At 64.0% G+C, this 12418-nt stretch carries 9 protein-coding genes; 4 read left to right on the top strand and 5 right to left on the bottom strand.

Going from position 1 to position 12418, the window contains the following annotated elements; genetic code table 11:
• Positions 1-53 precede the first annotated feature (53 nt).
• Both ACP2YO_RS31765 and ACP2YO_RS31760 read right to left on the bottom strand, forming a co-directional pair.
• The gene (locus tag ACP2YO_RS31765) at positions 54-1634 is read right to left on the bottom strand and encodes a fatty acid--CoA ligase (RefSeq protein ID WP_426435083.1); all 1581 of its coding nucleotides are present in this window, start codon (positions 1632-1634) and stop codon (positions 54-56) included.
• A 162-nt stretch (positions 1635-1796) separates the two neighbouring features.
• Positions 1797-2672 (bottom strand): SDR family oxidoreductase, encoded by an 876-nt coding sequence (locus ACP2YO_RS31760; RefSeq protein WP_426435082.1) that lies wholly within the window; start codon positions 2670-2672, stop codon positions 1797-1799.
• A gap of 100 nt (positions 2673-2772) precedes the next feature.
• On the opposite strand from ACP2YO_RS31760, the gene ACP2YO_RS31755 reads away from it, so the two are divergent.
• From ACP2YO_RS31755 to ppc, 3 genes are all read left to right on the top strand, one after another.
• Positions 2773-3588 carry a crotonase/enoyl-CoA hydratase family protein gene (locus tag ACP2YO_RS31755; RefSeq protein WP_426435081.1) on the top strand — a complete coding sequence of 272 codons (816 nt, stop codon included), beginning with the start codon at positions 2773-2775 and terminating at the stop codon, positions 3586-3588.
• A 143-nt stretch (positions 3589-3731) separates the two neighbouring features.
• Positions 3732-5279, top strand: coding sequence for an acyl-CoA synthetase (locus ACP2YO_RS31750; RefSeq protein WP_426443361.1), 1548 nt, complete (start codon positions 3732-3734; stop codon positions 5277-5279).
• A 128-nt stretch (positions 5280-5407) separates the two neighbouring features.
• The gene (ppc, locus tag ACP2YO_RS31745; RefSeq protein ID WP_426443360.1) at positions 5408-8200 is read left to right on the top strand and encodes a phosphoenolpyruvate carboxylase; all 2793 of its coding nucleotides are present in this window, start codon (positions 5408-5410) and stop codon (positions 8198-8200) included.
• A gap of 90 nt (positions 8201-8290) precedes the next feature.
• Here ppc and ACP2YO_RS31740 read toward each other — a convergent pair whose 3' ends face one another.
• The 3 genes from ACP2YO_RS31740 to ACP2YO_RS31730 all read right to left on the bottom strand — a co-directional run bounded on the left by ACP2YO_RS31740 (position 8291) and on the right by ACP2YO_RS31730 (position 10962).
• Positions 8291-9205, bottom strand: coding sequence for an SDR family oxidoreductase (locus ACP2YO_RS31740; protein WP_426435080.1), 915 nt, complete (start codon positions 9203-9205; stop codon positions 8291-8293).
• 198 nt (positions 9206-9403) lie between these two features.
• Positions 9404-10543 (bottom strand): thiolase C-terminal domain-containing protein, encoded by a 1140-nt coding sequence (locus ACP2YO_RS31735; RefSeq protein WP_426435079.1) that lies wholly within the window; start codon positions 10541-10543, stop codon positions 9404-9406.
• A gap of 5 nt (positions 10544-10548) precedes the next feature.
• The gene (locus tag ACP2YO_RS31730) at positions 10549-10962 is read right to left on the bottom strand and encodes a Zn-ribbon domain-containing OB-fold protein (protein WP_426435078.1); all 414 of its coding nucleotides are present in this window, start codon (positions 10960-10962) and stop codon (positions 10549-10551) included.
• 208 nt (positions 10963-11170) lie between these two features.
• Between ACP2YO_RS31730 and ACP2YO_RS31725 the strand changes: the two genes are divergently transcribed.
• Positions 11171-12418 (top strand): ABC transporter substrate-binding protein, encoded by a 1248-nt coding sequence (locus ACP2YO_RS31725; protein ID WP_426435077.1) that lies wholly within the window; start codon positions 11171-11173, stop codon positions 12416-12418.

Below are 12418 nucleotides of genomic sequence, written 5' to 3'. Positions count from 1 at the left end.
GATCACCCGCTTTCGCGAAAGCGGGTGATGACAGCGAGTGGAGTAGCAGCCGATCAATTCACCTGCCGGTCCTTCCCCACCCAGTACGGATCCCGCAGGTTCCGCCGCAAGATCTTGCCGGACGGATTGCGCGGCAGCGCCGGAATGAATTCGACCGATTTCGGCGTCTTGAAGCCCGCGATCCGCTCGCGGGTGAAGTTGATGATATCGATTGCACTGGCGCTCTTGCCCGGCTTCATCACCACCACCGCCTTCACCGCCTCGCCCCATTTGTCGTCGGGGATGCCGATCACGGCGGCTTCCGCCACATCCGGGTGGTCGCAGATCGCGCTCTCCACTTCCGCCGGATAGATATTCTCGCCGCCGGATATGATCATGTCCTTGATACGGTCGTGGATGTAGAGATAGCCGTCACCGTCCATGTAGCCGGCGTCGCCGGTCCGCAGCCAGCCGTCGCTGTCGATCGTCCGCGCCGTCGCTTCGGGCATATTCCAGTAGCCGGCCATGTTGGAGCCGGAGCGGGTGACGATCTCGCCGACTTCGCCTGGCGGCAGACGGTTGCCTTCTGCGTCGAGGATCGCAAGCTCGATGCCGGGCAGCGCCTTGCCGGCCGAGCGCATCCGGTCGAGCCCTTCGACATGGTCTTCTGGCGGAAGTGCTACGATCGTGCCCGTCGTCTCCGTCATGCCGTACATCTGCACGAAGCCGCATTTGAATACCTCGATGCACTCCTTCAGCAGTGCCGCCGGAATCGGCGAGGCGCCATAGAGCATGTATTTCAGGCGGGAGAAGTCGACCAGCCGCGCCCGCGGCTGCCGCACCACGAACTGCATCGCGGCCGGCACCATGAACAGTTTGGTGATGCCGGACTGCTCGAAGAAATCCAGCACCTTGGTCGGATCGAACTCGCGGGCGATCACGCCGCGCGCGCCGTGATAGAGGCCCATCACGCCCCAGCCGGAGCCGCCGATGTGGAAGATCGGCATCGCGACCAGCGAGACGTCATCGGTGGTCCATTTGTTCCAGTCCGGCTTCTCGGCTTCGTTGCCGCTTTGCACCAGGTTGAGGAAGTTGGCGTGCGACAGCATCGCGCCCTTTGGCTTCCCCGTGGTGCCCGAAGTGTAGAGTTGGATCGCGATGTCCTTCGGGTCGATCGCAACCTTCGGGTCATCGCCACTCTGCGCGTCACGCCAAGCGAGATAGCCGGGCCATTCCGGTGCGCCGCCTTCGGTGGTGATGATGGTGCGCACGCTTGGAATCTTGTCCCTGATATTTCGGACCTGTGTGATGAATTCAGGGCCCGTGAACAACACCGGCGCCTTGCAGTCGTCGACGATGAAGGCGATCTCGAGCCCTGCGAGCCGCCAGTTCACCGGCGCCATCACCACGCCGGCCTTCATTGCACCCATCAGCAGCTCGAAGTAGAAATCGCTGTTCTTGCCGAGATAGGCGATGCGCTCGCCCTTCCGGACGCCCATCGCGAGCAGCGCGTTGGCGACGCGGTTGGTCTTGATGTCGAACTCGGCGAAACTGGTCTGGCGGCCCTCGAACTCATAGACCAGCGCATCGCCGCGGCTCCTGGCGCGCTCGCGCACCATGTCGGCAAGGTTCGCCAGTTGCTGTGCAGCGGACATGTTTCCCCCGGGGTGTTTTGTTATTTTACCTCCACGATGATATTTGCTCGGAGCGCGCCACGCAATCGATCGTCATTGCGAGGAGCGAAGCGACGACGCAATCCATATCTCCGCCTCCAGCGCCATGGATTGCTTCGCTTCGCTCGCAATGACGGGGACAAATCACCCCCGCGCCGCACGGTCCTTCTCGTTCTGCGCCTTGATCGAGTCGCGGGCCTTGGTCCAGTCGTCGTCGCTCCAGTCGCGCAGCTGATAGAAATTGCCGCCCATCGCGAGCGCCTGCGCGCCGTCCATGGCGATGGTCTCGCCGTTGATCCAGTCGCAGCCGCCGGAGATCAGGAACACCGCGAGGTTCTGCAACTCCTCCATGGTGCCGACCCGTCCCATCGGGTTCATCGCCTTGGTCCGCGCGCCGGCCTCGTCGCCGGGCTTGATGCGCTTGCTCATGCCCTCGGTCGGGATTTCGCCGGGCGCGATGGTGTTGAGGCGGATGCCGTGCCGGCCCCATTCGATCGCAAGCGACATGGTCATGGCGTGGATCGCCGACTTGCTCATCGCCGACGGCACCACATAGGGCGAGCCGTTGCGCACCCAGGTCACGGTGATCGACACCACATTGCCGCGATGGCCGCCCGCGATCCAGCGGCGGCCGACCGCATGCGTCACGTAGAAGGTGCCGTGCATCACGATGTTGGCGACGGCATCGAAGCCGCGCGGCGACAGTTCTTCCGAGCGTGAGATGAAATTGCCGGCGGCGTTGTTGATCAGATCGGTGAGAGGACCGCTGGTCGTCCAGATCGCTTCGATCATCTCGTCGACCGCAAGCGAATTACGAATGTCGATGCCGTGGCTGACCACGCGGCCGCCATGCTCGCCCATCAGCTCGGTCGCCGTCTCGTCGCAGACGATCTTGCGACGGCCGCAGATGTGAACCTCGGCCCCGAGCTGCAGGAACCGTGCGGCCATCGACTTGCCGAGGCCGGTGCCGCCTCCGGTCACCAGAATGCGCCGTCCTGCGAGCAGTTGATCGCTGAACATCGTTTCCTCCCTCGGGGTTGTCTGTTAATTGGTCGATTGACTAAAACCGGACAACGGCCCTTCTGTAAAGCGCCAACAAGGAACAGCGGAGGAGATTTCAATGGAAGATCGCGTTTCGATATCGATTTCGGACGGTATCGCCGACGTGCGCCTGGTGCGGGCGGACAAGATGAACGCGCTCGATGCCGCGATGTTCGAGGCGCTGGTGGCGGCAACCGAGCGGTTGTCCAAAGAAAAAGGCGTGCGGGTGGTCGTATTGTCCGGCGAGGGCCGGGCGTTCTGCGCCGGCCTCGACATGGGGCGGTTCGCTGCCATGAAGGAGACGGGCGGTAACGGGGTGCCTGATGACGAAAGCCGCGACCTCACCATGCGCACCCATGGCAAGGCCAATTTCGCGCAGCAGGCGGTCTGGGGTTGGCGTCAGCTCCCGGTGCCGGTCATTGCAGCCATCCATGGCGTCGCCTTCGGCGGCGGCTTCCAGCTCGCGCTCGGCGCCGACATCCGCTTCCTGTCATCCGACGCACGGATGTCGATCATGGAGATCAAATGGGGCCTGGTGCCCGACATGGCGGGCACGCCGATCCTGGCGAGCCTGGTGCGCGACGACATCCTGCGCGAGCTGACCTACACGGGCCGTATCTTCTCGGCGCAGGAGGCGCAGGCTTACGGCCTCGCCACCCGCATCTGCGACGATCCGCGGGCAGCGGCGCTCGAGCTTGCGCGCGAGATCGCCGGCAAGAGCCCGGACGCGATCCGCGCGGCCAAGCGGATGCTGAACAATCTCTCGGTCGATCCCGCCGCCGCGCTGCTTGCGGAATCCGTCGAGCAGCAGAAGCTGCTCGGTAGCCCGAACCAGACTGAGGCCGTGCGAGCCAATTTGGAGAAGCGGCCGCCGCGGTTTGCGGATGTGGGATGATCTCCTCCGTCATTCCGGGGCGATGCGCAGCATCGAACCCGGAATCTCGAGATTCTCAGGTGCGCAAGTGCGCACCATAGTTCTCGCTGCGCGAGCCCCGGAATGACGACCTAACTTCAAACCCGACGACAGATCGGATCACGATAATGGAAACGTCCCAACCCTTCCTCGGCATCATCAGCGGCGAGCGCAAACGCGATCACGCCGCCGTCGCCGAGCGCGCCGACCGCATCGCCGGCGGCTTGCATCAGCTCGGCGTCAAGCCGGGCGACAGCGTCTGCATGCTGATGCGCAACGACATCACGTTCATGGAGGCGGCCTATGCGGCGATGCGGCTCGGTGCCTATGGCGTGCCGATCAACTGGCACTTCAAGCCGGAAGAGATCAATTACGTGCTGACCGATTCCGGCACGCGCGTCCTGATCGCGCATGCCGATATGCTGCATCCACTGCGCGATGCCATTCCAGCCGGTGTGACGGTGTTCAGCGTGCCGACGCCGCCGGAAATCCTCGCGAGTTACAAGATCGATCCCGATCATCTCGCGACACCGGATTTCGCGGTTGATCTCGAAACCTGGCTGGCCGGGCGTCCACGCTACGACGGGCCGGCGGTGCCGCAGCCGCAGAACATGATCTACACTTCGGGCACCACGGGCCACCCGAAGGGCGTGCGGCGGTTCGCGCCGACGCCGGCGCAGACCGCGAATGCCGAAGCGATGCGCGCGATGATCTACGGCTTGAAGCCCGGGGCACGCGCGATCCTGCCGGGCCCGCTCTATCATTCCGCGCCGAATTCCTTCGGGCTGCGCTCGGGGCGGCTCGGCGGCGTGCTGGTGCTGATGCCGCGGTTCGACGCGGAAGAATTCCTGGCGTTGATCGAACGCGAGAGCATCGCCACCATCTTCATGGTGCCGACCATGTTCATCCGCCTGATGAAGCTGCCGGAAGAGGTGCGCAAGAGATATAACATGTCGTCGCTGCGCCACATCATCCACGCCGCCGCGCCGTGCCCGGCGGACGTCAAGCGCGCGATGATCGAGTGGTGGGGACCGGTGATCTACGAGTTCTACGGCTCGACGGAATCAGGCGCGGTCACCTTCGCCACATCGGAGGATGCGCTGAAGAAGCCCGGCACGGTCGGGAAAATCTCGCCCGGCGCCGAGCTTCGCTTCATCGGCGATGACGGCAAGGAGGTTGTGCAGGGCGAGATCGGCGAGATCTATTCGCGGATCGCGGGCAATCCTGATTTCACCTATCACAACAAGTCGGAAAAGCGCGCCGAGATCGACCGGCAAGGATTCATCACCTCGGGCGATGTCGGTTATATCGACGAGGACGGCTACGTCTTCATCTGCGACCGCAAGCGCGACATGGTGATCTCGGGCGGGGTCAACATCTATCCGGCCGAGATCGAGGCCGTGCTCCACGCCGTCCCTGGCGTGCACGATTGCGCGGTGTTCGGCATCCCGGACGCGGAGTTCGGCGAGGCGCTGATGGCGGTGATCGAGCCGCAGCCCGGCGTGACGCTCGACATGGCCGCAATCCGCGCCGGGCTCAGGACCTGGCTTGCCGATTACAAGGTGCCCAAGCACATCGAGATCCAGAGCAACCTGCCGCGCGAGGATTCCGGCAAGATCTTCAAGCGCCGGCTGCGGGACCCGTATTGGGAGCGGGCCGGGCGGAGGATCTAGGGCCGGCGGAGGCCGCGAAGGCGGTGTGTGCACCGCCACCAAGTTCATCTTGCGTTGCGGCAAAAAACTTGCACACTCGGGGCATTGCCGGGCAGCTTCTGGAGTAGCCAGCCATGTCTTCCCAGATATTGTCTCCCCAGCCGATGCCTTCCGAGACCGATGTCCATGCCAAGCGCGCCGAGGAAGTGCAGGCACTGGAGGAGGATGCGCGACTCCGGAACGACATCCGCCTGCTGGGGCGCATTCTCGGCGATACCGTGCGCGACCAGGAGGGCGCCGACGTGTTCGACCTGGTCGAGCGCATCCGCCAGACCTCGGTCCGGTTCCACCGCGACGAGGACAAGCCGGCGCGGCGCGAGCTGGAGACCATCCTCGACAGCATGTCGATCGCCGAGACGGTGCGGATCGTCCGTGCCTTCAGCTATTTCTCCCATCTCGCCAACATCGCCGAGGACCAGAACAACATCCGCCAGATGCGCAGCCGGGGCCCGGGCGGGGCGCCGCGGCCGAGTACGCTGGAGCAGACGCTGATCCACGCCCGCCAGGCCGGCATCAGCCCGGCCGACCTGCGCAGCTTCTTTAAAGGCGCGCTGGTCAGCCCGGTGCTGACAGCGCATCCGACCGAGGTCCGCCGCAAGAGCACGATGGATCGCGAGATGGAGGTCGCGGACCTGCTCGATCGCCGCGAGCGGTTGCAGATGACGCCGGATGAGAGCGAGGCGAGCGACGAGCAGCTTCGCCGCGCCGTGGTCACGTTGTGGCAAACCAATCTGTTGCGCCGGACCAAGCTGACCGTACTCGACGAGGTCGCCAATGGCCTGTCGTTCTACGACTACACTTTCCTGCTGGAAGTCCCGCGTTTGCATTGTGCGCTGGAAGACCGCCTGAACAAGGAGGGCGGCGAAGCGGGTGAGCTGGCCTCGTTCCTGCGGATGGGAAGCTGGATCGGCGGCGACCGGGACGGCAACCCCTTCGTCACCGCGGACGTGATGCGCGGCACGCTGCGGCTGCAATCCAGCCGGGTGCTCAGCTTCTATCTCGAACAGCTGCACACGCTCGGCGCCGAGCTATCGCTGGCGGCGCATCTTGCCGACGTCTCGGACGAGCTGCGCACGCTTGCCGAGCGCTCGCCCGACACCTCACCACACCGCAGCGGTGAGCCTTACCGCCTTGCGGTGTCGGGTATCTATGCCAGGCTCGCGGCAGCGGCCACGAGGCTCGAGGTCGAGACCACAAGGCGGCCGGTCGGCAAGGCCGAGCCGTATCAGAGCGTCAAGGAATTCCAGGCCGATCTCGACGTGCTCAATCGCTCGCTGATCGCGAACAATTCCGGCGTCATCGCGCGCGGCCGGCTGCGGCAGTTGCGGCGCGCGGTGGATTGCTTCGGCTTCCACCTCGCGCGGCTCGACATCAGGCAGAATTCGGCGGTGCATGAGCGCACCATTGCCGAGCTGTTCGATGCCGCCAATCCCGGCACGTCCTATCTGGCGCTGAGCGAGGATGCCCGCGTCAGCCTGTTGCTTGGCGAGTTGCGCAGCGCGCGGCCGCTGGCCTCGCCCTTCGTCAAATATTCGGAGGAGACCTTAGGCGAGCTCGCCATATTCCGCGCCGCCGCGGAGGCGCACGCCAAATTCGGCCCCGAGGTGATCTCCCAATGCGTTATCTCGATGTGCCAGGGCATGTCCGACATGCTTGAGGTCGCGGTGCTGCTGAAGGAGGTCGCGCTGGTCAATCCGTCCGGCCGCAGCGCCATCAATATCGTGCCGCTGTTCGAGACTATCGAGGACCTGCAAGCCTCCAGCGGCATCATGGACCGCATGCTGGCGCTGCACGACTACCGCAAGCTGGTCGACAGCCTCGGCAGTGTGCAGGAGGTGATGCTGGGCTATTCCGACAGCAACAAGGATGGCGGCTTCGTCACCTCGGGCTGGGAACTCTACAAGGCCGAGATCGGCCTGGTCGATGTGTTCGAGCGCCACGGCGTCCGCCTGCGCCTGTTCCACGGCCGCGGCGGTTCGGTCGGGCGCGGCGGCGGGCCGAGCTATGATGCGATCATCGCGCAGCCCGGCGGTGCGGTGAACGGCCAGATCCGCATCACCGAGCAGGGCGAGATCATCTCGTCGAAATATTCCAACGCCGAGGTCGGCCGCAGCAACCTGGAAATTCTCGCCGCCGCGACACTGGAAACCAGCCTGTTGCAGCCGCGGCAGAGTGCACCGCGCCCCGAATATCTCAAGGCGATGGAGCAACTCTCCGCGCTCGCCTTCAAGGCCTATCGCGGCCTTGTTTACGAGACGGAGGGTTTTGCCGACTATTTCTGGGGCTCGACCGTCATCAACGAGATCGCGACCTTGAACATCGGCAGCCGCCCGGCGTCACGCAAGAAAACCCGCGAGATCGAGGATTTGCGCGCCATCCCCTGGGTGTTCTCCTGGGCGCAATGCCGGCTGATGCTGCCGGGCTGGTACGGCTTTGGCGCGGCGGTTGAAACCTGGATCGCGGAACATCCGGAGCAGGGCATGCCGTTCCTGCAGGAGCTCTACAAGGAATGGCCGTTCTTCCGCACGCTGCTGTCGAACATGGACATGGTGCTGGCGAAAAGCTCGATCGCGATCGCCTCGCGCTATGCCGAGCTGGTGCCCGACGTGGAGCTGCGTGAGAAGATATTCGGCCGCATCCGCAGGGAATGGCACCTCTCGATCGAGACGCTGCTCGACATCATGGGCCATGAGCGGCTGCTGCAGGGCAACCCGCTGCTGGAGCGCGGAATCCGCAACCGCTTCCCTTATCTCGACCCGCTCAACCACGTTCAGGTGGAGCTATTGAAGGAGCACCGGGCGCAGAACCCCGACGAGCAGGTGCTGCGCGGCATCCAGATCACGATCAACGGGATTTCGGCGGGCTTGAGGAACAGCGGGTGATGCTGGGCGAATAGCGAATGGGGAGTAGCGAATAGCGCGAACGACGAGTCATTTCCCAACGCGCCATTCGCGACTTACTACTCGCCTCCTTCAGATCGGATCCCAGCTAAACACGTCGGCTGAGCGATCGAGCTTGGGGAACGATCCCTTGAGGGCCGGCATGCCGTGCTCGGCAAGCGTCTGCGGCGTCCAGCCCTCGCTGCGATGCACCGAGCGGATCGGACGATGCTGGCCGAACAGGAAGATCTCGTTCATGCGCACGCCGAAAATCTGTCCGGTGACGTCCTTGGCGGCGTCCGAGAGCAGATAGGCGCAAACCGGCGCGATCTTCTCCGGGCCCATCTGCTTGATCTTCTCGACGCGCGCCTTCTCGGCATCGGTCTCGGTCGGGATGGTGCCGATCATGCGGGTCCAGGCGAACGGCGAAACGCAGTTCGAGCGCACGTTGAAGCGGCCCATGTCGAGCGCGATCGACTTCGACAGTCCGACGATGCCGAGCTTGGCGGCGGCGTAATTGGCCTGGCCGTAATTGCCGATCAGGCCCGAGGTCGAGGTGAAGTGCACGAAGGAGCCGCTCTCCTGTTCGCGGTACAGCCGTGCCGCGGCATGGCTGACATAGAAAGAGCCCATCAAATGCACCTTGATGACCGACTCGAATGCTTCCACGCTCATCTTGTGGAAGATCATGTCGCGCAGGATGCCTGCATTGTTGACGACGCCGTCGAGCCGGCCGAAATGGTCGGTCGCGGTCTTCACGATCTTGCTCGCCGGGATCGCCTCCGCCACGGACTCGAAATTGGCCACGGCCGTTCCGCCGCGCTTCTTGATCTCCTCGACCACTTCCTCGGCGGGCGCCGCGCTGTTGCCTGCACCGTCGGCGGCGCCGCCGGGATCGTTGACGACGACCTTGGCGCCTTCGGCGGCGCAGAGCAGCGCGATCTCACGGCCGATGCCGCGGCCCGCGCCGGTGACGATGATGACCTTGTCCTGCAGTGATTTTGCCATGTGGATTCTCCGATTTGATCCGGTGCTTCTTACCTCGCCCCGCTTGCGGGGAGAGGTCGGATCGCATCGCAGATGCGATCCGGGTGAGGGGGACTCTCCGTGAGTCCGAATGTGTGGAGGCGGCCCCTCACCCCAACCCTCTCCCCGCGAAGAGCGGGGCGAGGGAGAGGAAAGAGCGGCGCTTCTCTCAAGGACGGCTTACTTCTCGTTCGTAAAGATGATCGTGCCACTCGCCGCGAACATGCCGCCGACGCCGTGGCAGACCGAGATCTTCGCGTTCGGCACCTGCGCCGGTGCGATGCCGCGCATCTGCCGCACGCTCTCCTGCAAGGCGTACATGCCGTACATGCCGGAATGCATGTAGCTCAGGCCGCCGCCATTGGTGTTGAGCGGCAGCTTGCCGCCGGGACGTGTATGGCCGTCGGCGATGAACTTGCCGGCCTCCTCATGAGGCATGAAGCCGAGGTCGCCGAGGCCGTAGAGCGGCAGATGCGCGAACGCGTCGTAGATCATCAGATGATCGACGTCCTTGTGGGCGATGCCGGCTTCCTTGAAGGCGAGCGGGCCCGCCACCTTGAAGGCGCGCGACGAGTCAAACGTCTTCATCTGGCTGACCATTGGCGTTTCCACGCTCTCGCCGGTCCCGAGGATATAGACCGGCTTCCTCGGAAAATCCTTGGCGCGGTCGGCCGAGGTCAGGATCAGCGCGCCGCCGCCGTCGGTGACGAGGCAGCATTGCAGCAGGCGGAACGGATAGGCGATCATCCGCGAGTTCAGCACGTCGGCGACCGTGATCGGGTCCTTCATCGTGGCGCGCGGGTTCTTCGCCGCCCATTCGCGCTGCACGACGGCAACCATCGCGAGTTGCTCATGGGTGATGCCGTGGGTCTTCATGAAGCGCAGCACGGGAATCGGGAACATGCTCGGCGGACCGTAGACGCCGTAGGGCGACTCGAACTGGCCATTGAAGCTGTCGGGCGCCGTGGAGCGCGGCGCCTTGCCGATCATCGACTTGCCGCTCTCGGCGTGGGTGATCAGCACGGTCTTGCAGAGACCGGCCTCGATCGCCGCCGCGGCGTGGCGGACATGCAGCATGAACGAGCAGCCGCCGACCGAGGTGCCGTCAACCCAGGTCGGCGTGATGCCGAGATAGTGTGCGACCTGTTGTGGCGTCTCGACCGCGGTGGCGAAGCCGTCGATGTCGGAGAGTTTCAATCCGGCGTCCGCGATGGCGTTCAGCGCAGCATCTGCGTGCAACTGAAGCTGCGACATGTTCGGGATGACGCCGAGTTCGGTGGTTTCAGCCGCGCCGACGACGGCAACTGCATTTCTGCGCATGACGATTATCCCTTCGCCGGACGGAACAACGGAAGGGTGATCTTGTCGTCGAGCGCCTCGAAGGCGACCTCGAGCGGCATGTCGAGCTCAAGCGCCTCCGGCGTCTGCGGGCAGTCGATGATGTTGCTCATCATGCGCGGGCCCTCGTCGAGCTCGACCACGGCAATGGCGTAGGGCGGCGTGAAGCCGGGCGCGGCGGGGCGATGGTTGATGACATAGCTGTAGAGCTTGCCCTTGCCAGTCGCCTTGAAGACGGAGACCTTGCGCGAGGCGCAGGACGGGCAGAACGGCCGCGGCGGGAAGTAGACATTGGCGCAGGCATCGCAGCGCTGCAGGCGCAGTTCGCCGGCCCTGGTGCCGTCCCAGAAATGCTGGGTTTCCGGTGTCGGTTTTGGTTTTGCGCGTGCGGGTTCGGCCATGTCTGATACTTCCTCCCGAATTCGTTACGGTCTTGATGCGCCATTGGACCAATGGCCGTCAACGGTGTATCGGCGGCCTGCGCAGCAGCCTGTGTCCCGCGCATGCCGCATATTCCGTCCCTCGCACAATTGATGAGGCGGCCATGCTTGTGTCCCTCCGATCCCCCGCGTAGAAGGGCCGCGGAACAAGCATCCGGGAGGAATAACAATGCTGAAGATGACCGGCGCGGCACTCGCCGCCAGCCTTGCATTTGCGACGCAGGCCATGGCGGCGGATGCGCCCACCGAAATCAAGATCGGCACGCTCTACGCGTCCTCCGGGCGCTACGCCTCGATCTCGATGCCGGTCTACAGCTCGCTGAAATTCTGGGTCGAACAGAAGAACGCCGAAGGCGGCGTCTTTGTGAAGGCGTTCGACAAGAAGATCCCGATCAAGCTCGTCTCCTATGACGACCAGAGCAACACCGCGACCGCCTCGACGCTCTATAACCAGCTCATCACCCAGGACAAGGTCGACCTTGTGGTCGCCGATTCCGGATCGGTACTGACGGCGCCTGCGGTTGCGATCGCGCGCGACCACAAGATGTTCCTGTTCGACCAGACCGGCACCGGCGCGAGCTTCTTCTCCAAGGACAATCCCTACATCGCCTTGATGGCCGACCCGACGTCGACCGTCTGGCCGAAGCCGGTGGCCGATTTCATCAGCCATGACGGTCCCGGCCTCGGCATCAAGAAGGTCGCGATCCTCTATTCGACCAATGAGTTCACGGGAACGCAGGCCAACGCCTTCAGAAAGTTCGTCAAGGACTCCGGCGCGCCGATCGAGATCGTCTACGATCAGGGCGTCCCGACCGAGACCACGAACTACAACGTCATCATCAACAACATCAACAACACCAACCCGGACGCGGTGATCCATTTCGGCTACGCGCCGAACGACATCGCCTTCCTGCGCAACGTCCAGGACGTCGGCATCAAGTTCAAGATGCTGTTCGCGATCTATGCCGGCCTCGAAACCGAGCTGCTCGAGAAGAACGTCGGCGCCAAGGGTCTCGAGCACGTCTGGACCTATGTGCCGCCGTCCGAACTGGATTATCCCGTCAATTTCGGGATGAACATGAAGGATTTCCGTGCCGCCTGGGAGAAGAAGTACAACGACGGCAAGATGGAGTTCGGCTTTAATGCGGTGGCCGGCTATACCACCGCGCTAGTGATCGAAAAGACGCTGTCGGTTGCGACCAGCCTCGACCAGATGGAGCTGCGCCGCGCGGTGTTCTCGCTCAGCGGCCAGCTCAAGACGCTCGACGGCACCTTCGCGCTGGACGAGACCGGCGGGCAGATCGGCGAACTGACGCCGCTCGGGCAGCTCTCGGTCGACGAGCACGAACACGTCAAGTTCACCTCGATCTATCCGCACGAGACCGCGACCGGCAAGCCGGTCTATCCGGCGCCGTAA

Origin of the sequence: Bradyrhizobium genosp. P (assembly GCF_049949265.1) — a bacterium.
GTDB lineage: Bacteria > Pseudomonadota > Alphaproteobacteria > Rhizobiales > Xanthobacteraceae > Bradyrhizobium.
The sequence above is the reverse complement of the archived record's forward strand: the minus strand, read 5'-3'. Positions and strand labels throughout refer to the sequence as shown.